The organism is Salinispora cortesiana (assembly GCF_000484695.1).
GTDB lineage: Bacteria > Actinomycetota > Actinomycetes > Mycobacteriales > Micromonosporaceae > Micromonospora > Micromonospora cortesiana.
Map to the genome: position 1 here is coordinate 1 of NZ_AXVR01000039.1, position 20,770 is coordinate 20,770.

Below are 20,770 nucleotides of genomic sequence, written 5' to 3' on the forward strand. Positions count from 1 at the left end.
CCTGGACCAGCACCAGAACCGCCGCTGGACGTCCTGGCACCGCTGGACCACCCTGGCGATCCTCGCCCACGCCTTCCTCGCCGCCGCGACCACGCACCGCAGCCGCCCCGACCCGGCCGGGCTGATCGCGCTGACCGTCAACGAACTACGCCACCTGTTCAACACCCTGATCATCGAACCCGGCCGCCGCCGCTACGACCCACTGCTCTGGTCCGTACGCCGACGCCGTCACCAAGCACGAGCCACGACCAGCCACTACGCCCGACAAGCCCTCACCGAACCGTGATCACAATCCCCGGCTGGAGTATTAGGCGTGTGGGTGGATCTCACCCCCACCCTGATGGTCCCGCGAGTGGCCGGCGCGCTGGCAGCCCGGGGGGCGGGTTAGCCTGCGGTCATGGCGAGCGCTGAACTGGACGAGTTGATTGTCGAGGATGCCGAGGCACTACGCACGTGGTTGGCGACCAACCATGCTACGTCGCCGGGTGTCTGGCTCGCTCTGACCAAGAAAGGCGGCACCGCCACCACGCTGACGTGGCAGCAGGCGGTTGACGAAGCCCTGTGTTTCGGCTGGATCGACGGGCAGGGCCGGAAGCGGGATCGGGAAACATCCTGGATCCGGTTTACCCCGCGCAGGCCCCGCAGCTCCTGGTCACAACGCAATGTCGGCCATGTGGCCCGGCTGGAGGCGCAGGGGCGAATGATGCCCTCCGGCCGAGTCGCGGTGGAGGCTGCCAAGGCAGATGGGCGGTGGGCGGCCGCCTATGCCCCGTCGTCGGAGGCCGCGGTGCCGGACGACCTACTCGCCGCCGTCGCCGCCAACCCTGCCGCCCAGGCCATGTTCGACGTACTCACCAAAACCAACCGGTTCGCTCTTATTCAACGCCTTACTGCGGTCAAACGGACGCAGACCCGCGAGCGCAAGATCGGCGAACTCGTCGCCATGCTGGCCCGCCACGAAACGATCTACCCGCAGAAGGCCAAGCCGCCGGCCTCGCCGCAATCGGCGACCTCATGATCCAGTGCACTGGTCTGTTCCACTACCGCTAGCGCTGATCGCCGGGCCAGGTTTCGGGCTGTGAAGGCGAACGTGCCCTGCTGAGGCGAGCCACGACTGCGGCCCCGGCAGCACGTAGTTCGGCGCCTTCCCCCGAAGGTCAAAGTAGACAGCGGCCAGCCACTCCTGGGCGCGTACATCGCGGGGCTTCGGGTGCTGCCGACCAGGGAGCAGCGGTCGCCGTCCGGCTCGCGGCGGCCCATCGGCGGCCGGAAGTGATGCGGGAGCCGTACCCGAGCTGGCACGGATCCTCGCCGCGGTCTAGCCACCGTGGTCATGGCAGAGTGAGAATCCCATACCCGCGAAGCCGGCGTCCTGGCTGAATTCGTAGATCTTCTACCACCACGTCGGCCCGTGGTGGGCGTGCGCTGATCACTCACGAGGGGTATGGGTCCAAGTTAGCACCATCGACGTGTCCGCCGCTTCTGGCGACCTCCGCGTGACGTACTCGTTGTGGTGCCGGGTAAATTCCGTTGTCCATCGATCGGTGGACAACGGAATTCAGTCGGGTGGTCGTCCCATACGGACTGCGGCGACAAGACGCTGGAAGCATGACCGAATCGCTCGCCGCACGAGTGCGGGGCCTACGCAAACGCTATGGGAACAACCCGGCGGTCGACGGGGTCGACCTCGACATCGTCACCGGTGAGATCTTCGCGCTGCTCGGCCCGAATGGCGCCGGCAAGACAACGACGGTGGAAATCCTCGAAGGCTACCGCCGCCGGGATGAGGGCGAGGTGTCCGTCCTGGGCGTTGACCCGCAGCAGGCGTCACGGAGCTGGCGGTACGGCATCGGCATCGTTCTACAGGACGTCGCCGACCTGTCCGAGCTCACCGTCGGCGAAACGATTCGGCACTTCGCCCGGTACTACCCCGACGCCGGGGACCCCGATCAGGTGATCGATTCCGTCGGGCTGAGCGAGAAGACGCGCGCACGGGTGCGCACGCTCTCCGGCGGCCAGCGGCGTCGACTCGATGTCGCGGTCGGCGTCATCGGCAACCCGAAGTTGCTGTTCCTGGACGAGCCGACCACCGGCTTCGACCCCCGGGCACGCCGGCAGTTCTGGAGCCTGATCCGCTCGCTGACCTGGGCGCGTGGTGCATCGGAGGTCTCCTACTGTGCCGCACGACGTTTCGCTGGCGGGGACGCCGGGACGGGTAATCCCCGGCACCCGCTCCACAACAGGTCCGACCCCCCGCTCTGGCGCGGGTGGCGGATAGTGGACCAGCGACGTGGTGTGGGAGATCTACTACGTCGTCATCGCCGTCGCCACCGCTGCCCTCGTCCTGGGGTCCACGAACCGACCGGTCCCGGCCCGCGCCGGGGCGGTGGCCACGATCGCCGTGGCACTCGTCTGGTACGCCGCGTGGCGGCGCGTGCTCTCCGGCGGGGGTGGCGCCACCTGGCGCGGCTACGCCTACTTCGCCGGCGCCACCGGGTTGTTCGCCGCCGGTGTGGCGATGGCCAACGGTGTGTCACTGCTGCTGGCCATGCTGTGCCCGCAGGCGTACGTCATCCGGCCGCGCCGGCGGGCGTTCATCGCGGTGATGACGGTCAACGTCAGCTACCTGGCGGTGGTCTTCGCCGTATCGCGTGATCTGGTGGCCCTGTTCGAGGCGCCGCTGTGGGTGGCGATGATGACGGTGGTCGTCTCGGTGGTGTGCGGTACCTGGTTCAGCCACGTCTCGGACCAGAACGACGACCGCGCCGAGCTGATCCGCGCACTCGAGGCCAGCCGTGCGGAGGTGGCGCGGCTCAGCCACGAGGACGGCGTGAACGCCGAGCGGCAGCGCCTCGCCGCCGACATCCACGACACCATCGCGCAGGGGCTGTCCAGTGTGCTGATGTTGATGCAGGCGGCCGAGGCCGACCTCGAACAGTCACCCGGGAAGGCGCGGCGGCACCTGGCCCTGGCGATGGACACCGCTCGCGACAATCTGACCGAGGCGCGGGCGCTGGTCGGAGCGCTCACGCCGGCCGCGCTCGACGACTCCTCGCTGGCGCAGGCGCTGCGCCGGCTCGTTGACCGCTTCCGGTCGGAGACCGGCCTGCACGCGGAGTTCGCCGCCGACGTCAACGGACCGCCGCTGCCCAAGGCGCTCGAGGTGGTGCTGCTGCGTACGGCGCAGGAGTCGCTCACGAACGTCCGCAAGCACGCCCGGGCCAACGCGGTGGTCGTACGGCTGGAGCACCACGACGGATCGTTGGTACTGGAGACGCAGGACGACGGGTGCGGCCGGGCCACGACGGCGGAGTCGGGAGGTTACGGGTTGGCAACGATGCGCAGTCGCGTCGAGCAGATGTCCGGCACGGTGACGGTGAGCTCCGAACCCGGTTCGGGCACCCTGGTCCGGGTCGAGGTGCCGGTCCGGTGATCTCGGTGCTGCTGGTGGACGACCATCCGGTCGTACGGGCCGGTGTCCGCGGCATGCTCGACGGTGAGCCGGACATCGCCGTCGGCGGCGAGGCCGCCTCCGGGGCCGAGGCGCTCACGTCGGCGCGGGCCCTGCGCCCGGATGTGGTGTTGATGGACCTCCGCATGCCCGGCCTCGACGGCGTGGGCGCCACTGGTCAACTACGCACGGTGGCACCGGAACACGCGGGTCCTGGTGCTCACGACGTACGAGTTCGACGTGGACGTGCTGCGAGCCGTCGAGGCGGGCGCCACCGGGTATCTCCTCAAGGACTCCTCGCGCGCCGACCTGCTCGGTGCCATCCGGGCGGCCGCCCGGGGCGAGACGGTGCTGTCACCGAAGGTCGCGACCCGCCTGCTGAACCGGATGCGGCACCCGAAGCAGGACGCGCTGTCCCCGCGCGAAGCCAACGTTCTGCGCCTCGTGGCGGCCGGCATGTCCAATCCGGACATCGGTCGAACCCTGGCCATCACCGAGGCCACCGTCAAGACGCATCTGCTGCGTGCGTTCGCGAAACTCGGCGTCTCCGACCGCACGGCGGCAGTGACTAAGGCGATGTCGCTGGCGCTCATCCCACCCGACGCCGGAACCTGACGACCTACTTGCCTGCCGGTCTACCAACACTCGATGGGCTGCCCTCACCGCACACGTGGACCACCCGCTACGCCGTAGAACCAACGCCGATCGGTCGAAGGCACCGCCGGTAGCTGATCCCGGATCAAACTCTCGATCGCCTCGGCGAGATCCGCGACCACATCGCCGGCTACCTGCTCATGCCCCCGCAGGAAGTAGGGCTCATCGTCGATCAGGTAACGCTGAGCGGCCTCCGCAGATGTGACGATCCCATGCCCACGAAGCCGGCGTCCTGCCGCCGCGATAATCGAACGGGCGTAGTCGCGCTGCTCGGTGTCCCACTCATCAAGGTCCAAGGCGAAGAAGAGGCTGGAGCCGACCCGCACCTGGGTGCGGAGGTCTTCCACCACCACGTCGGCCCGTGGTGGGCGCTGCCCGGGCGCCGTCTCCGCGTGCACCAGAGCGGCCTCCAGGAGCAAGATCCCCAGGCTGACGTCGTAGGCCCAGAACCAACGGCCCCAAACCCAACCGGCACTGTCGTGCTCACTCCATACCCTCCTCAAGGGGCGGTGCAGAGCGCCTCCGACTTCCAGCGAAGCGCCCTTGGCGTGTCGTACAGCTCAGGTTGGTGTGGCTCGCACGGCGCTGGTGGACGCCACTCGGCGGCCGATAGCGATCACGGCGGCGATGGTGACCGGGACGAGTGTCAGGTGGCAGAGGGCCAGTGTGTCGCCTTGCTCATGGCGTCGAAGTCGGCGGGCAGGGTCATGAGGGCGATCGTGCCGACGATGAGATTGACCACCACGGCGGTGACGGCACCGAGAGCGACGACCGCCGCCCGGGAGGGCCTAGGCATCAGCAGGCTCGGTTCCGCGCTGACGGGTCAGGAACGCCTCGATCCGGGCGAATACTCCGTCCCACGCCTCGTTGGCGAAAGAGTCCCGGACCTCGGGGGTCGGGAAGCCGCTCTGGACGACGGTCATCAGGGTGCCGCCGTCTTTCTCTTCGAACATAACCTCGATGCGGGTTGTCATGGTCATGCCGTCCGGGCTGGAGCCGGTGGACTCGGGGACAAGCCGGTGCGGGCGGTCGATCTCGACGAAAGTCTGTGTCTCCCGGAACAGCATATCGGCGTTGGGTCCCCACACCGCGGTCTGCTGTCCACCAACCCGAAGATCGACCTCGATCTCGAGGATGCCGGGCTGTTCGTCGAGGAGGGTGAACCAAATCTTCTGCTTCTCGGCGTCCGTGTACGCGTCGAAGGCATCCTCGGGTGTCGCGGGCAGGTGTCGCGTCATCTGCATGTCGAGCGTCATGAGTGCTGTCCCTTCGGGTCGGGCTGGAGAGTGAGGTAGGCGTCGAGCCCGTCGAGGCGGCGGGCCCAGAGCCGTTGGTAGAAGCCGATCCAGGCCATCGCCTCATCCAGTGGCGCGGCGCCGAGGCGACACTGGCGTGACCGGCCGACCTTCTCGGTGACGATGAGTCCGGCGTCTTCGAGCACCTGGACATGCTTCTTCATCCCGGTCAGGCTCATCCCGGTGGGCTCGGCGAGCTCACCGATGGTGGCCGGTCCATCGCCGAGCCGGATCAAAATGCCGCGGCGGGTCGGATCGGCCAGTGAGGCGAACACCCGGTCCAGGACATGTTGGTGAACCATGCAGTTCACCTTACGACACTGAACCTTCAAGTTCAACGAATACTGCACCGGCGCTCGTGAGCAGTCCGCGGAGTCGATCGCGTTGCTGGTCATACCGGCGTGTCGACCAACCCGCCGCACATCGTCAGGCGTTGCGACGCGTACGGGAGCCACCCGGATCACGGTGGTCGCGATTGAGGCAGCGTTGAGCGGGAACTCGCTCGCGAGCTGTGAGGTCTGCCGCGAGAACGGGAGCGTGACTACCCGCAGCGGTTGGCCGAGTTGCTTGCCAGCCGGACTGACGAGCGGCGGTGGACTCTCTCGATGCCAACGGCATGTTGCCCCGCGGCGTTGGGTAGACGGTCGCTTACCGGGTTGCGGCACACCTAGGCCGAGAGCATCCCCAGCCGATGCCGACCGAACCAGAGAGACGGTGAGCGATATGTGGCGAATCGGGAAACAGTTCACGTTCAGTGCTGCGCACTGCCTACCGGGGCTACCCGAGGGTCACAAGTGTGGTCGTTTGCACGGGCATACCTACACCGTTGAGATCATACTCGAGGGCAACTCGCTTACTGGGCCTGGATTTGTTACTGACTTCGGCAACCTGGATCCTTTCAAGCAGTACATCAAAAGCCATTTCGATCATCGATACCTCAATGAGGTGCTAGGTGAAGATGTACCACCAACCAGTGAGCAGTTGGCGCGACATCTGGCGCGATGGCTGGAAGATCACCTGACAGATTCGGTAGGGGGTCGACTGGCGGCTGTCCGAGTTTCGGAGACGCCCAGCAGTTGGGCTGAGTACATCCTGGATCGGAAGTGAGCGCCGCCGACAGCAGGGTCAATGCGCGGCGGAGAGCACGGCGCGGCGCAGTGCCGGGCTCGACCCAGCGGCGAGCCCGGCAGCGGCCGCGAGCGCCGTCCCGCCCAAGAACGCCACCGCCGGCCCCCACAGCCCGGCGACCACACCGGTGATGGCGTAGCTGACCGGAATTCCACCGAAGCCGGCCAGGCTGCTCAGACTCATCACCCGGCCCAGATACTGCGGCGGCGTCTGCGCCTGCAGCAGGGCCGTCCCGAGCGTGCCGGCCAGACCGACGCTAACGCCGAGCACTGACGACGCGGCGACCGCCCACAGCCGGGCTGGGGCAAACCCGACAGCGGCGAGCGCGACCCCCGTCAGCATGGCGAGTGGGCCAACGAGCAGGCCAGCACAGGGAAGACGGCCGAGCACGGACACCGCCACCGCTGCCAGTGCGGCACCGATACCGAAGCCGCCGACGATCAGACCGACCCCCGCAGCACCCCAACCGTGCTCCTGGGCCAGCAGCGCGATGCCCACATTGAACGGGCCGGTGAAGCCCAACTCGGCGACTGCCGAGACGAGCAAAATCGTGCGCAGCAACGGTGACCGCGCGGCCACCGCCAGCCCGGCCCGGACCTCACTCCCCAACCCCCGTGATCGGTCGGATCCCTCCGCGGGCTGGGCGACCGCCCCCGGGTGGAGCCGGACCGTGGCGAGCGCGAGCACCGAAACGTCGTAGTCGCTCCACCGGAACTAGCGAGTGTGAACTGTCACAATTGGTCTCCTTGCCCCACGCCCTGCTGCCGCGGTTTGCTCATCGACATGGCTCGCATCGCATACGACCACACGAACGCGGGCGCATTCGCATCGACCCGGCACCTCGGCGACCAGGAGGCCGGCGAGTGGCGGGCAGCTGTGGCCCGGCACCTGGACCCGCGACCGGGCATGCGGCTGGTGGACCTGGGTGCCGGCACGGGCAGCTGGGCCCAGGCGTTCTCCGCCTGGTTCCCTGGCATCCAGGTGACCGCGGTCGAGCCGTCAGCAGCCATGCGCGAACGGTCGGTATACCAACCCGTCCTCGCGGGCGATGACGCCAACATCCCGCTCACCGACGCAAGCGCCGATGCTGCCTGGATCTCCACTGTCATCCACCACGTGCCCGACCTGAACGCCGCTGCACGTGAGCTACGCCGCGTCCTGCGCCCCGGTGCGCTCGTCCTGATCCGGTCCGCGTTCGCGGGCCGACACGAGGCGATCACCCTGTTCCGCTACTTTCCCGAGGCGGTCCGGGTACTGGACACCTACCCGAGTGTGGCCCAGGTCGAAGCAGCCTTCGCCGGTGAAGGGTTCTCCACGGTCAGCCTGGAGCAGGTCCCGCAGGTCACCGCCGCATCGCTGCACGAAGCGGCGAACACCCTGCGCCGAGCGGCACACACCCCGCTGCAACTGATTACCGACGAGGAGTACGACACCGGCGTACGCCGCCTGCGTCAGGCAGCGCTCACCGAAGCCGGCCCGGTGATCGACGCCCTGGACCTGCTCGTACTGCGCAGAAAGTGATCCGAAGGCTCGGTTAGACCGTGGGGCAATACGGCGGCTCAACAATCACCCGCTGAGGTCCCGAGTGTTCTTCGCTCGCTGCCGGATGGCAAGCTCGTGTCCCGTGACCGATGACTTTGGGAAAGGACGGCCTGCGCGGCAAGCTCCGACTGAATCACCAGGCGCCGATGTGCGAGCTCGATGGACTGTCCGGGTACGACTTTGCCCGTCGGTCCCCAGAGCCGCTGGGTGGATGGCGGGAGACGGAGGGCAGCGGCCTAGGGATTGGCGTCCGGTGCGGCTCGCGAACAACTGGGCGGCAATTGAGCGGACCGCGCAGGACCGACGGCTCACATCATGCCGACCTCTCCGGCACCTGTCGGGCAGTGGGGATGTCGTGCGAGACCCTGATCTCGTCGAGGCTCACCCGTGAGGGCGGTCGTCGTCGCGGCTGCGGTCGCGTTCATCATTTCCCTGTTCGCAACGCCGGTGGCGATCCGGGTATTCACCGCGCTCAAGGCCGGACAGCCGATCCGTTCCCTCGGCCTCGCCTCGAACGAGGGCAAGAAGGGAACGCCGGCGATGGGTGGCGTCGTGTTCATCGTGGCGACCGTCATCGCCTACGTCGCCGGGCACTTAGCACTGGTCACGCTGCCCGAGGGGCAAATCGCGCAGGTGCAACCGACCATGACGGCCCTCGTTCTGCTCGGCCTCTTCGTCTTCTGCGGCGCGCTCGGCTTCGTCGACGACTTCCTCAAGGTCCGCCAGCGCAACTCCGACGGACTGTCCGCCAGGGGCAAACTACTCGGCCAGGCGATCATCGGCATCGGATTTGGTATCGCCGCGCTCTACGTGGCGAGTTCCAACGGCCAGACCGTGGCCAGCGAGCACATCTCATTCGTCCGGGACATTAGCTGGCTGGACGTCGGCAAGGTTGGCTCGGTGATCGTGTTCGTATTCGTGATCACGGCTATGTCAAACGGCGTGAATCTCACGGACGGCCTCGACGGCCTGGCCACCGGCGCGTCCGCCCTGGTGCTCGGCGCGTACGCGCTGATCGGGTTCTGGCAATACCGGCACTGGTGCGCCGACGAGGCGTACGCTCAGGCGAACGACTATTGCTACCAGGTCCGCGATCCGCTGGAAATAGCCATCATCGCGGCTGCGGCCGCCGGTGCCTGCGTGGGCTTCCTGTGGTGGAACACGTCCCCGGCGCGGATCTTCATGGGTGACGTCGGCGCGCTCGGGCTCGGCGCCCTGATCGGCGGACTCGCGGTGGCAACCCGCACCACACTCCTGTCGATCCTGATCGGCGGTCTCTTCGTCATCATCACCGTCACCTGGATGATCCAGATTGTCTCGTTCCGCACCACCGGGAAGCGGGTCTTCCGGATGGTGCCGCTGCACCACCACTTCGAGCTGGCCGGCTGGAGCGAAGTCAACATTGTGGTCCGGTTCTGGACCGTCGCCGGCGTCTGCCTGGCGATTGGCCTAGGAGTGTTCTACTCGGACTACCTGGCGGCCGTTGGATAGAAGCCATACGACCTCATCGAAAAACACCCTGAACTGGAACACTCATCCACCCGGGCGAGGCGACCTGCGGAGCGGTGGGCCCGGGCCCACCGCTCCGCCCGTCAAGCCGCTGCGGGGAGGATGACCTGCTTCAGCACCGCGAGCGGGGCCCGCCACTGGTCGGGGTCGTCGTAGTTGCCGGCGGTGATAGCCACGGTGAGGTCCAGCTCGGGCAAAATGTACAGGCGCTGACCGCCGTTGCCCATGGCAGCCACCACAAGGTGCTCGGCAATAGATTCGACATACCACTGGTAGCCGTACTGCCCGGCCCAGTTGGTCGGCAATCGTGGCTGGAGCATCGTCCGAACCCAGTCGGCGGGGACGATCCGCTGACCGTCCCAGACTCCTCCGGCCAACACCAACTCGCCGATCCGGGCGAAATCGTGGGGGGCGAGTCGCAGCCCGGACGCCGCGGAGGCCACGCCATCGGAGCCAGCCATCCACTCGAACCGACCGATGCCCAGCGGTGCGAACAGCACGTCCTGCCCATACTGCGGCAGTGATAGTCCGGTGCCGTCGGCGATCAGGCGGCCGAGCAACGCCGTGGCACCGCCGCAGTAGGTCCATCGGACGCCGGGCGGCTCGAGGATCGGCCGCTCCAGGATGTATCGGTACCGGTCCGGCGCCAACTCCATCGCGATCTCGGCGTTGCCCGGGCTGTTGTACGGGAGGTCTTCACACCATTCCAGGCCCAACGACATCGTCAGCGCGTGCTCGACGGTAAGCCGGGCACGCTGGGGATCAGCCGCCAGGTCGGGGTACTGCGGGAACCGTGGCAGGAGCGGTTCCGTCGGTGGCGGGACCAGCCCTTCGCCGAGTGCGATGCCGTACAACAGCACGGTGACACTCTTGGTGACCGACCGGAGGTCGTGCAGCGTTTCGGGCCCGAATTCGACGACGCCCTGCGAGTCACCCCAGGCGAAGTCCTCGCCGGCCCCGTAGTATTCCAGCAAGGTTTTGCCACCACGAACCGCCACGATGGCATGCAAGCCATCGGCCTGGCCGGTTTGACGTAGCTCATGGAGGCGGTCACGCCACCGCTTCATCACAGCACCCTCCGAGATCCGCAAAGCTCCACTATCCACGCCGGTGAGGCGAATATCCACTGCATGGCCTCATGCTCCCCGTAGCAGAACGTCCCCGAACGGCGGTGGGTACGTGTTCACGGTGTGGATCGAGCAGAGGCCATCCCACTGGAGCTAGTGACCCGAAGTGGTGGGTCTGGTCGGCTCGCTCGGCGACAGCCGCTCCAGCTCGGCCCGGATCAGCCGGATCACGTCGTCGGCGTGGTCGTTGAGATAGAAGTGCCCGCCGGGATACACTTGGACGTCGCATCCACCGGTGGTGTGCCGATACCAGTCGTGCGCCTCGTCCAGGGTGGTCATCGGGTCGGCGTCGCCGGTGAGCACGGTGATCGGGGCGTCCAGCCGTTGATCTGGGTCGGCCCGGTAGGTCTCCACCGCCTTGTAGTCCCCCCGCACCGTGGGCAGGATCATCGGCAACAGCTCGGGGTCGCTCAGCAGCCGCGGGTCCGAGCCACCGAGCCGGGTCAGTTCCCGCAGCACCCCGGCGTCGTCCTGGGTGTGCACGTACCGCTCGGCCCGGACCCGGGACGGAGCCCGATGGCCGGAGACGAACAGTCGCAGCGGCGGCCGGCCCGTCCGCAGTTGCAACCGCAGCCCCACCTCGTAGCCGAGCACCGCGCCCATGCTGTGGCCGAAGAGCGCCACCGGCCGGTCCAGCCACGGCCGCAGCGCGTTGAACACCCCGTCGGCGAGGTCGGTGACCGAATCCAGTACCGGCTCATGCTGGCGGTCCTGCCGGCCCGGATACTGGATCGCCAGCACGTCAACGGCGGGTGAGAGGGCCTTGGAAACCGGAAACAGGTAGCTGGCCGCACCGCCAGCGTGCGGCAGCGCCACCAGCCGGATCGCGCTGGACGGCGCCGGATGGAACCGCCGCACCCAGAGGTCACTCTCGAAGGTTGCCGTCATCACTGGTCCCTTACGGATCGGCGCTGCGGGTACCTCCGCAGCGGGACGTCTGGAGCGGGATGTTCCCGTGCCGACGCGACCACCGAGTCGACGTCCGGCAGCACGCCCCGGCGTACCGGGGGCGGGCGCGGGGCAAGGTCGACCGGGCCGGTGCCTTCAGACCATGGATCGCCCGACCCGCCAACTGGGCCCTGCCCGGGCACCGACACACGCCGCGCAGCAGCACGGCCGCCAGGAGCGCCGTCACCAGCAGGGTGCCGGTCGAGACGATCGCGGCGGCCCGCAACTCGTCGGTGACGGCCGCCCGCGCGAGCGTCACCAGGGCTTCCGCCGCGGTCGCGGGGAGCGTCCGACTCATCTCGACCGCGCCGCCCAGGGTCTCCCGGGCGGCGGCCCAGGCCTCCGGTGGCACCCCGTCCGGTGCGGCCCCCGAGAGCTCCCGCCGGTAGACGTACGCGCCGACACTGCCAGGGATCGCGACGCCGAACACCGCCGCGCTCATCATCAGCAGTCGGCGGCGCCCGATCCGGTCCCCGAGTATCCCCATCAGAATCAAAGGCCAGCCGGTACAAGGCGTAGACGTCGGTGATCCCGAGGAACTGGCTGCTGGTCGGCTCACGGTCCGCCGTAATGAACGGCAGAGCGTAGGACCGCACGGTCATGTCCATGCTGATGATCAGTGTCACCATGACGAATACCGCGAGGCCGACCCACTCGCGGCGGCCGGCCTTGCCTGCGCACTAGCCATGGCCGAAGGCTACACCGAATTTTATACGTCCGTATACATCCGGTGGATGAATCAGGAGGTGGTTCCGAGTAGGGTGACGCCCGTGGGTCATCGGGAACGCCTGCTGGTAGGGGCCAGGAACTGCATCTACGAACGCGGCTACACGCGCACCACCGCCCGTGACATCGTCGCCGCTTCGGACACCAACCTGGCGTCGATCGGCTACCACTTCGGCTCCAAGGACGCGCTGTTGACCGCAGCGCTGGTGCAGGCCTTCGAGGAGTGGGGCGTCGAGATCGACCGGGTGCTGCGCGACGGCACCCAACCCGATCTGATGGAACGACTGGAGTCGATGTGGACTGGCCTGGTCGAATCGTTCGGCACGCACCGACCGCTCTGGGTCGCCGGGATCGAGGCGTTCGCACTGGCCGAGCACCTGCCGGTACTGCGGGAGCAACTGGCGGAGAGCTACGCCCGCGCCCGCCCAGCCCTGGCCACCTTCATCATCCGCGACGGTGGCGAGAACGTCGCGGACGAGACCCGCAAGGCCGTCGGCTCGTTCCTGTTGGCACTGATGACCGGTCTGACGGTGCAGCGGCTGCTCGACCCCGAGGCCGCCCCGTCCGGCCATGCGATGGCCGAGGCGCTGCGGCTGATCGCCGGCGCGGTCAACGACTCCGCCGACGCCTGACTCGGCCCACCGGGCTAGGACTCCGCCCCTCCAGTACCCGAACTTCAAATCAGTCGTGGCGAAAGTAAAGATTCACAGCAGTGACGCCCAGAAATCAGAATTGGCGATCGCTAGTGACAATCGACGCATTGACCAGCGATCGTGCGGAATACGAACACATCCGAACACTGGTTGACTCGGTGTTCGCCCTGGACCTGCGACTCCCGAATATGGTGTTCAGAAAGCCGGGACCGAACACCATATTCACAGATTTCCAGGTCGCCCTGTCGGATGAATTTTGGCCTGCGACCCAGGCCCTGGCGAGGACCCACGGCGACGAGTCGGCACATAAGGCCGCCGGCTCGTTCCTGTTGGCACTGATGACAGGCTGACAGTGCAGCCGCTGTCCGGCCCCGAGGCCAGCCCGTGTCGTACCCGCAGTCCATGATCCTGTCGTACCCGCAGCCCATGATCCCGGTCGTGACGTACGGCGACGGCTGACTCTGCCGGCGGCGTGGTGATGGGAAGTTCGGTGCGCGGCGGACGGAGAGGTCGAAGGGTGGCGAATGTGGACGATGTTGGGTGGGCGCGGCGAAGTATGGCGCGGGTGGTAGCCCCCGCTCAGCCTCGCAAGCTGGTCAAGGTGCCATTTGTGGAGCTGGCCGATGGGCGACTGCAGGGCGTGGTGTCCAGCGGGTCGGATACCGGGCGGGTGTACGTTTCGTCGATCACGGCCAACACCCACGCCTACCACTGCAGCACCAACAACAACCGGCCGTGCGGGGGCCTCCGCGGCGCTCCGTGCAAGCATTTGGAGACCCTGGCCGATGAGGCGGTGCTGCAGTACGGGTTCGATCGGGTGGCCCGATACCTGCGAGTCGAACCCGACGTAGCGGTGAACACGGGCGCGGCGCTGCTCCACAGCCTGGACGCGCGGCACGAGCCGAGCTCGGCTGCGGTGGTATTCAGCCGGTTTCTGCGTCATCTCTCCTACCTGGAGGTGCCCGGCAGCACCACGGCCCTGCCTGAGCTGCACTGGTTCCCGTCAACCAGGACGGCTCGCTGATGCGCGGAACGCAGATCGCCGCCCTCACCGCTGACCATCCGGCCGGTCTAACCGACGCCCTCAACCTGGTGGCAGACGTTGATGCCGCCCTGACCCGAGGCTTGGCCCGGGTTGGCGACGAGGACGCTGCGGCGCTGGCCGGCCTGGCCGGGGCGGTGGCGACCACCCCGTTGGCGAATCTGGTCGCCGAGGCCGTCGACAAGATCATTGCTGGGCTGGGTACCCAGGAGTATGTCGCTGCGCTCGCCGGAGCACGATCGGCGGTGCTCGGAGCGGTGCACGATGCCCTGCTCGGGCAGGTCGACGTCGCCTTGGGTCGCAGCCGCGCGCCGTGGGTGCCGATACCGGCCGCCGTACCCGGCGCGGTGTCGCCGGCCCTGGCCGGCGCACGCGCGTGGTTGTCCGAGGTGGCGGTAGCCGGATGGCGCGGCGTTGACCACGAGTTGGTGGCCGGGGCCGGGTCGGTGGTTGAGGCGACGCTGGCCGTACCTGAACTGCGGCGGCTCGCGGTGCTGCTTGACGGTCTCGCCGCCGAGCTACGCGCCTGCGTGCCGGTCGCCATGATGTCCCAGGTGCCACAGCGCCGCTGGGCTGACCTGTGGTCCCGTGGTGTGCTGCTCGCCCAGGACACCGCCGCCGGCGATGCTGCCCTCAGCGTCACCGAACGGGTCTCGGGGCGGCTGCTGCCGCTGGCGGTGGATGTGCACGAACACGACACCGCGGTGCAGTTCCAGGTGCACGCGCTTCTCGAGCCGGCCGATGGCGGGTCGACCCGACTGGTCCGTACGGCGGTGGGTGCCGCGAAGGTGGACAGCATCGTTGGTCCGGCGCTGTGGCGGCTGCTGCCGGCGCAGCCCGTCCTGCTGGCGGCGCTGGCGCAGCGACGCGGTGTGCTGGTGGCCGACGTGCCGATCCGGGGCGCGGACGTGCACTGGCACGACGACCGGGCGCAGCTCGACGAGCCGGTCGATCCGTTCGCCGCAGCACGGGTCCTGCTGCCGGACGCCCTGGCAGCGGCACCGCATCCGTTGGACCGGCACCCGGCTGGGATCGCCGAGCCGGTCCTGATCGAGGGGTACGCCGTGACCGACCAGGAAGGTGGGCTCACCGTGGAACTCGACGGCCACCGGATCGCCGTGGCGGTCGACCGACTGCCCTCCTGCGGTCCGCTCACCCCGGAGCTGGTCGCTGCCTCGTCGGCATGTCTCGGGCTGCTGCGATGGGATGCCGGCCGGTGGCTGCTGCAGCCGGTGGCGGTGCAGGCCACCGTCAAGCGCAAGATCGTCGCCGTGCACACCGGCGACTGGGCGTGCGGGGTCACCGACGCGAAGGTCGCGAAGGCCGACGCGAAGGCGGGCGACGCCGTGACGGTGCTGCGGGAACGGGCGGGACGGTTGCTGCGCCGATGACCCTCCCCCATCACGATCGTGCCGACAAGAATCGGCGGCAGGTGCTCTACTGGCGGCTACTGGCCCGGCTCTTCGACCCGACCGAGCAGCCCACGCTGGAAGCGGCGAGCCTGGCCGTGGTCGAGGACCTGGGGCTGCCCGCCGCGCTGCTGGACCCGGCCGTCTCGGTGGACACTGTGATCCAAATCTACCCGTCGCTCGCCGCGGAGCTGCACGGCCTGCTTACCGCTGCCGAGCAGGCACCAGCGGCCGACGACGGCGTCACACCGGAACCCGGCCCAGCCGAGGTGCGGCGGGCCGCGCTGGTGTCGAAAGTACTGCTCAACGTATTCGCCGCCGATACCGGGCCGGTCAACGCCAGCCAGCTGGCCCGATGGCAGTCCGACGCCGGATGGTTCGAGCAGGCGCTCGGTGCCGAGCCGGGCGAGCTACGCCGGCAGGGCGGGACGGGGCTGGGTGGCACTCTCGCCGCGCTGGAAGCCGACCTGGTACGCCGGATGCACCTACGCGAGGTGCTCGCCGACCCGGTGCTGGCCAGCCAGCTCACCCCGAGCATGTCGCTGATCGAGCAGCTGCTGCGGGACAAGGCGAACCTGTCCGGAACGGCCCTGGCCAACGCCAAGGCGCTGATCCGTCGGTTTGTCGACGACGTCGCCGAGGTGCTGCGTACGCAGGTGGAGCAGACCAGCGTCGGAACCATCGACCGGTCGGTGCCGCCGAAGCGGGTGTTCCGTAACCTCGACCTGGATCGCACCATCTGGCAGAACCTGACCAACTGGAGCCCCGAGGATCAGCGGCTCTACGTCGACCGCCTCTACTACCGGCACACCGCCCGCCGTACGACGCCGGCTCGGCTGATCGTGGTGGTGGACCAGTCCGGCTCGATGGTCGACTCAATGGTCAACTGCACGATCCTGGCGTCGATCTTCGCCGGGCTACCCAAGGTGGATGTGCATCTGATCGCGTACGACACGCAGGCGCTGGACCTGACCCCATGGGTGCGCGACCCGTTCGAGGTGTTGCTGCGCACCAAGCTGGGCGGCGGCAACGACGGTCCGGTCGCCATGGCGATGGCGCGGCCCAAGATCGCCGAACCACGGAACACCGTCCTGGTGTGGATTTCGGACTTCTACGAGTTCGACCGTTCGCAGCCGTTGTTCGACGGCATCGAGGCCGTACACCGTTCCGGCGTGCGATTCATCCCCGTTGGCTCAGTCAACAGCTCCGGCCAACAGAGCGTCAATCCCTGGTTCCGGCAACGCTTCAAGGACCTGGGCACCCCCGTGATCTCGGGCCACATCCGCAAACTCGTCTTCGAGCTCAAGAGCTTTCTCACCTAGGAGTCCAACCCCCTCATGTCTGAGATGCTGCGTGCCCCCGTTGAGGTCAAGTACGCCGACGAACTCGACTACCTGGCGTCGGTCGACGCCGATCCGAAGCCGTTTTCCTGGCGGCTCAGCCCACGCATGGTCCGGCTGTTCGTCCTCGGCTCCGAACGCGCCGACGGCCTGGACCGGGTGATCCCGCAGAAGTGGTTCGGCGACCGCAGCTTCGTCGAACGCAGCATCGTCACCCTGGCCTCTGACCGGGGTCTGCTGCTCATCGGTGATCCCGGCACCGGCAAGAGCTGGCTGGCCGAGCTGTTAGCCGCCGCGATCTGCCGCAACTCCACGCTGGTGGTGCAGGGCACCGCCGGCACCACCGAGGACCACATCAAGTACTCGTGGAACGTGTCCATGGTCATCGGCCAGGGGCAATCCCGAAAGTCGATGATCCCGTCACCGATCATGACCGCGATGGAACAGGGCGTTATCGGCCGCTTCGAGGAGCTGACCCGCTCCACCAGCGACGTGCAGGACGCGCTGATCTCCATCCTGTCGGAGAAGTACGTATCGATTCCGGAGCTGGACCACGACAACATCGTTTTTGCCAAGCCGGGCTTTTCCATCATCGCGACCGCAAACAGCCGCGACCGTGGGGTCAACGACCTGTCCTCGGCGCTGAAGCGACGATTCAATTTCGTCCGGATCCCAGTGGTGACCAACAAACGCAGCGAGGCAGAGATCGTCCGGTTCCGCACCGAGGAACTGCTGCGCCGGCACCGCATTGAGGTGGAGGTGCCGCCCACCCTGCTGGACATCCTGCTGCAGAGCTTCGCCGACCTGCGTACCGCTGCTGCGGGGGCGACCAGTGACGACGAGAAGCTCGAGTCGGCGCTGTCCACGGCGGAGCAGATCGGTGTGTTGGAGGACGCAATCCTGCACAGCCAGTTCTTCGGCGACCGGGCGCTGCGTGCCGAAACCCTGGCCGGGTCGCTGATGGGGTCGTTGGCCCGGCGGAGCCCGGAGGACCTGGCGATCCTCAACAAGTACCTGCACGGGGTGGTGGAGCCTCGGGCCAAGCAGGACGGCGGTGGTTGGGAGGGCTTCCTCGACGGTGGCCGCCAAGCGATCGCCGCGTTGTCGTGACCGCGCCCGATGCAGGTGGTCCCTTCACTGGTCTGCGCCACCAGCTCACCGCCGCCGCCACTGCCTTCGCCGACTCTCCGGACACCCTCACCGGCATCCTCGCGGGCATGGTTGACGACGTCGACCGGGCCCTCGCCGTGCCGCTGGAGATCTTCCCGGTGTGCCACCACTCGCCGGCCTCCGCGCTGGCCATGGTGCGCCGGCTGCGTGAGAAGCAGCCCCGGGTGATCTATCTGGAACTCTGCGAGGACCTGCAACCACTGCTGGGTGAACTGGGCAACTGCCGGCTTCCGGTGGCGGTGCAGGCCTTCGCCTCCGAGCTAGCGGGGCATCCGAGCGAGTGGGGTCCGCTCAGCGTCGTCGCACCGATCACCGAGGCCTCCGCCGAATACCAGGCAATCGTGTACGCCTTCCAGACACCTGGAGTCGAACTGGTGCTGGTGGACCGCTCCACCGACCACGTTTTCCAGTGGCTGCCCCGCACCCCTGAAGCCCAGCCAGACGGCGCCCTTCAGATGGGCGCGGGGGGCGGCCGGCCCGGTGACGACGCTGCCCTGCACGGTGACGCGGTGGGCGTGGAGATCGGTGACCTGCGCCCCGGCTTCGCGGAACTGGAGGCGTACCTGCTGCACCATGGCAAGGTGCGGCACTGGTCGGAGTGGTGGGACCAGTACGTCGAGCAGCCCCTTGCCGACGCGGACCATGACACCTACCGGCAGGTGATGGTCCTCATCGGCAGCCTGTTCCGCCGGCTGCGCCCGGCTCGCTCCGAGCGGCTGGACCGCGACGAGGACCGTGAGCGGTACATGTGGACGCGAATGCGCGAACACCTCGCCACCTCCGGCATTGACCCGAGCCACTGCCTCTACATTTGCGGCGCCTTCCACGCCGCCAGTCAGGTTGAGCAGTTCGGCCTCGCCTCCGACGCCCCCGGCTACGAAATCAGCCCCCGCACCGGCACCCGCTGGCGGTACGGGCTGATCCCATCCAGCCATTCCGCCATTGAGGCGCAGTTCGGCCTGGCCCCCGGCTCGGTCTCCATCGCCGCGGCGACCTGGACGAAAGCGTTGAAGCGCTCGGGTCTCACCCCGTACCGCCTGGATGGGCAGCGCGGCACCCGCACTCGCGGCCGGGGCGGACGGGACACCGCCGGACCTGCCACCGGTCCCACCGACCGGCTCTCCGGACTTCTCGCCGCACCACCCGCGCTCAACGGCATCGACGAGGCGGAACTCCGCGGCTGGTGTGTCGACATCGTCCGACTCGCCCGACGCAACGGCTACCTCGCCAGCACCGCCGACGCGATCGCCGTCTACGAGACCTCCATCCTCCTCGCCGGCCTACGCAACCGGGCCCGCCCCACCCCGTACGACTTCGCCGACGCCGCGGTCACCTGCATCGAGAAGGACGTCGTCCCCGGCCGGCGGGACGTCCGCCGGCTCTGCGAGATCCTGCTCGGCGGCGACCGAGTCGGCCGGGTCGGCTACGAGGCCCTCCCACCGCTGGCCCGCGACGTCCTCGAACGTCTCCGCCCACTCGGCTTGGACCTGGAGAAGCGGACTGTCCAGCGGGCCCTGCTCGACCTACACGCCGACTCCCGGCTGGCGCCCTGTTCCGATCTGCTCTGGATGCTGCGCTACCTGCTTCCGCACGATGCGGTTCGTCCCATCATGGGAGAGCGGCGGCTGGGCCAACGATCTATCCAGGAGAGTTGGGATGTCGCACTCGGCCGTAACCAACGGGCCCTGATCGAGCTGGGCTACGAGGGCGTCACCGTGGAGCAGGTGCTGGAGCAGCGGCTGCGTCGCGCGATACGCGGGCCGCAGGCGACCGCTGCCGGAGCATTGGCGGCCATCGAGGACGCCATCCGACTGCTCGACAGTCCCCGTCTGGTCGACGAACTCGGCGCCCGGGCCGTGGAGCTGCTCGCCACCGAACGCACTGTCGACGACGCCCCAAACGTGCTGCGCCGCATCCGCCGGCTACTGGCCCACCACCGTGCCACTGCGACGGCTCTGCCAGCCTGGTGCGAGGCGTTCGTGGCCGCCGGCTACACGCACTACTGCACCCTGCTGCCGACCGCGTTCGTCGACGAGCAGGCTGGGGTCCGGCAGGTCGGCGCCATGCTCGGCTTCCTGTTCAGCATGGAGAACCTGGCGTTGTCCATCGGCTGCGACCGGACGCAGCTCGAACTCGCCGTTGCCCAGGCGCACCCGGAGGCACCCGCCAAGGTGGCCCTGCACTGGGCAGCCCGACACCAGCTGGGTTTGCTGCCCCTCACCGAGTTGCGCGACTGCTGCGCCGAGCTGCTGGCCAACCCGCTGGTGGTGCCGATCTTCCCGCAGTACCTCTCCGGCTTCGTACAGGCCCTCGACCCGGTACCCGGGCTGGCATCGTTCGTCGTCGAGCTGATGTCGACGGCCTTCGCTCAGCTGCCCGACCCAATCCTGCTGCCCTGGCTACCCACTCTCATCACCACACTGCGCGAGCACGGCCCGGAGCTGGTGCCACTGCTGATCCGCGAGGCGGCACACACCTTCCCCGGCGCCCTGCCCGCGCTGGACAGCTGGGTGCCACCCTGGGCCACAGCCACCCCGGCGCCGGCGCCTCCGGTCGTGCCGGCGGGGCCGGTCGTCGGCCTGCTGACCGACAATCCCGATTCCGTGGACGCGATCGCCGCGCTGCTTGGCTGCTCCGACCCGTGGCAACGGCACGACCAACCCGGTCGCAGCGCGGTAGCGGCACTTCTCGCCCGGTATCCGGATACCGCGGCAGCCGTGGTAGACCTCCTGTCGGTAGATCGGGCGACTGCGCAGTAGCGCGGAAGTGAAAGCCC

At 68.2% G+C, this 20,770-nt stretch carries 19 protein-coding genes and 5 pseudogenes; 15 read left to right on the forward strand and 9 right to left on the reverse strand.

The features are described 5' to 3' along the window. Together K228_RS0116820 and K228_RS0116825 are read left to right on the forward strand one after the other, a co-directional pair. Positions 1-286 (forward strand): annotated as a pseudogene (locus tag K228_RS0116820) (IS701 family transposase); the annotation flags it as partial. Positions 287-397: 111 nt separating this feature from the next. Further along, positions 398-1,018 carry a YdeI/OmpD-associated family protein gene (locus K228_RS0116825; protein WP_025619485.1) on the forward strand — a complete coding sequence of 207 codons (621 nt, stop codon included), beginning with the start codon at positions 398-400 and terminating at the stop codon, positions 1,016-1,018. Positions 1,019-1,046: 28 nt separating this feature from the next. Here the strand turns inward: K228_RS0116825 and K228_RS29610 are convergent. After that, positions 1,047-1,272 (reverse strand): annotated as a pseudogene (locus K228_RS29610) (ArsR family transcriptional regulator); the annotation flags it as partial. A 336-nt stretch (positions 1,273-1,608) separates the two neighbouring features. Between K228_RS29610 and K228_RS27345 the strand changes: the two are divergent. From K228_RS27345 to K228_RS29615, 3 genes and pseudogenes are all read left to right on the forward strand, one after another. Next, positions 1,609-2,163, forward strand: a pseudogene (locus K228_RS27345) (ABC transporter ATP-binding protein); the annotation flags it as partial. Between the two features lie 127 nt (positions 2,164-2,290). Next, the gene (locus K228_RS0116835) at positions 2,291-3,433 is read left to right on the forward strand and encodes a sensor histidine kinase (RefSeq protein ID WP_025619487.1); all 1,143 of its coding nucleotides are present in this window, start codon (positions 2,291-2,293) and stop codon (positions 3,431-3,433) included. Then, positions 3,430-4,066: pseudogene (locus tag K228_RS29615) on the forward strand (response regulator). Before K228_RS0116835 ends, K228_RS29615 begins: the two are co-directional and overlap by 4 nt. 44 nt (positions 4,067-4,110) lie before the next feature. Here K228_RS29615 and K228_RS25765 read toward each other — a convergent pair. The 4 genes from K228_RS25765 to K228_RS0116860 form a co-directional block, all read right to left on the reverse strand. Beyond that, complete coding sequence (locus K228_RS25765; RefSeq protein ID WP_245603498.1) at positions 4,111-4,524, reverse strand: hypothetical protein; 414 nt, start codon at positions 4,522-4,524, stop codon at positions 4,111-4,113. A gap of 227 nt (positions 4,525-4,751) precedes the next feature. After that, positions 4,752-4,901: a hypothetical protein gene (locus K228_RS28380; RefSeq protein WP_155251588.1), complete on the reverse strand. Its 150-nt coding sequence runs from the start codon at positions 4,899-4,901 to the stop codon at positions 4,752-4,754. Further along, positions 4,894-5,361, reverse strand: a complete 468-nt coding sequence (locus tag K228_RS0116855; protein ID WP_025619488.1) for an SRPBCC family protein — start codon at positions 5,359-5,361, stop codon at positions 4,894-4,896. The genes K228_RS28380 and K228_RS0116855 overlap by 8 nt, the downstream gene beginning before the upstream one ends. After that, entirely contained in the window at positions 5,358-5,702 is a 345-nt protein-coding gene (locus K228_RS0116860) for an ArsR/SmtB family transcription factor (RefSeq protein WP_025619489.1), read from the reverse strand. Before K228_RS0116860 ends, K228_RS0116855 begins: the two co-directional genes overlap by 4 nt. A gap of 421 nt (positions 5,703-6,123) precedes the next feature. On the opposite strand from K228_RS0116860, the gene queD reads away from it, so the two are divergent. Continuing rightward, positions 6,124-6,507 (forward strand): 6-carboxytetrahydropterin synthase QueD, encoded by a 384-nt coding sequence (gene queD / locus K228_RS27350; RefSeq protein ID WP_080671620.1) that lies wholly within the window; start codon positions 6,124-6,126, stop codon positions 6,505-6,507. An 18-nt stretch (positions 6,508-6,525) separates the two neighbouring features. Here queD and K228_RS0116865 read toward each other — a convergent pair. Then, a pseudogene (locus K228_RS0116865) lies at positions 6,526-7,227 on the reverse strand (MFS transporter); the annotation flags it as partial. 84 nt (positions 7,228-7,311) lie between these two features. Here K228_RS0116865 and K228_RS0116870 point away from each other — a divergent pair. Together K228_RS0116870 and mraY are read left to right on the forward strand one after the other, a co-directional pair. Next, complete coding sequence (locus K228_RS0116870; RefSeq protein ID WP_025619491.1) at positions 7,312-8,049, forward strand: class I SAM-dependent methyltransferase; 738 nt, start codon at positions 7,312-7,314, stop codon at positions 8,047-8,049. Between the two features lie 408 nt (positions 8,050-8,457). Next, positions 8,458-9,561, forward strand: coding sequence for a phospho-N-acetylmuramoyl-pentapeptide-transferase (mraY, locus tag K228_RS0116875; protein ID WP_025619492.1), 1,104 nt, complete (start codon positions 8,458-8,460; stop codon positions 9,559-9,561). Positions 9,562-9,662: 101 nt separating this feature from the next. Here the strand turns inward: mraY and K228_RS0116880 are convergent, their stop codons facing one another. The 3 genes from K228_RS0116880 to K228_RS25770 all read right to left on the reverse strand — a co-directional run bounded on the left by K228_RS0116880 (position 9,663) and on the right by K228_RS25770 (position 12,141). Next, positions 9,663-10,646: a serine hydrolase domain-containing protein gene (locus K228_RS0116880; RefSeq protein ID WP_025619493.1), complete on the reverse strand. Its 984-nt coding sequence runs from the start codon at positions 10,644-10,646 to the stop codon at positions 9,663-9,665. Between the two features lie 153 nt (positions 10,647-10,799). Then, positions 10,800-11,594 (reverse strand): thioesterase II family protein, encoded by a 795-nt coding sequence (locus K228_RS0116885; protein ID WP_025619494.1) that lies wholly within the window; start codon positions 11,592-11,594, stop codon positions 10,800-10,802. A 10-nt stretch (positions 11,595-11,604) separates the two neighbouring features. Beyond that, positions 11,605-12,141, reverse strand: coding sequence for a hypothetical protein (locus K228_RS25770; RefSeq protein WP_025619495.1), 537 nt, complete (start codon positions 12,139-12,141; stop codon positions 11,605-11,607). Positions 12,142-12,424: 283 nt separating this feature from the next. On the opposite strand from K228_RS25770, the gene K228_RS0116895 reads away from it, so the two are divergent. The 7 genes from K228_RS0116895 (at position 12,425) to K228_RS0116925 (ending at position 20,753) form a co-directional block, all read left to right on the forward strand. Next, positions 12,425-13,012 carry a TetR/AcrR family transcriptional regulator gene (locus tag K228_RS0116895; RefSeq protein ID WP_025619496.1) on the forward strand — a complete coding sequence of 196 codons (588 nt, stop codon included), beginning with the start codon at positions 12,425-12,427 and terminating at the stop codon, positions 13,010-13,012. 128 nt (positions 13,013-13,140) lie between these two features. Then, positions 13,141-13,383 carry a hypothetical protein gene (locus tag K228_RS0116900; RefSeq protein ID WP_188116212.1) on the forward strand — a complete coding sequence of 81 codons (243 nt, stop codon included), beginning with the start codon at positions 13,141-13,143 and terminating at the stop codon, positions 13,381-13,383. A 206-nt stretch (positions 13,384-13,589) separates the two neighbouring features. After that, on the forward strand, positions 13,590-14,057 hold the full coding sequence (locus K228_RS0116905) for a hypothetical protein (RefSeq protein WP_025619498.1): 468 nt from the start codon (positions 13,590-13,592) through the stop codon (positions 14,055-14,057). Then, the gene (locus tag K228_RS0116910) at positions 14,057-15,466 is read left to right on the forward strand and encodes a hypothetical protein (RefSeq protein ID WP_025619499.1); all 1,410 of its coding nucleotides are present in this window, start codon (positions 14,057-14,059) and stop codon (positions 15,464-15,466) included. The genes K228_RS0116905 and K228_RS0116910 overlap by 1 nt, the downstream gene beginning before the upstream one ends. Continuing rightward, a complete protein-coding gene (locus K228_RS0116915; protein WP_025619500.1) occupies positions 15,463-16,806 on the forward strand; it encodes a VWA domain-containing protein in 1,344 nt (447 codons plus the stop codon). Before K228_RS0116910 ends, K228_RS0116915 begins: the two co-directional genes overlap by 4 nt. A 15-nt stretch (positions 16,807-16,821) precedes the next feature. Next, positions 16,822-17,934 carry an ATP-binding protein gene (locus tag K228_RS0116920; RefSeq protein ID WP_025619501.1) on the forward strand — a complete coding sequence of 371 codons (1,113 nt, stop codon included), beginning with the start codon at positions 16,822-16,824 and terminating at the stop codon, positions 17,932-17,934. Then, positions 17,931-20,753, forward strand: coding sequence for a DUF5682 family protein (locus K228_RS0116925; RefSeq protein WP_025619502.1), 2,823 nt, complete (start codon positions 17,931-17,933; stop codon positions 20,751-20,753). Before K228_RS0116920 ends, K228_RS0116925 begins: the two co-directional genes overlap by 4 nt. The last annotated feature ends 17 nt before the right edge of the window (positions 20,754-20,770 follow it).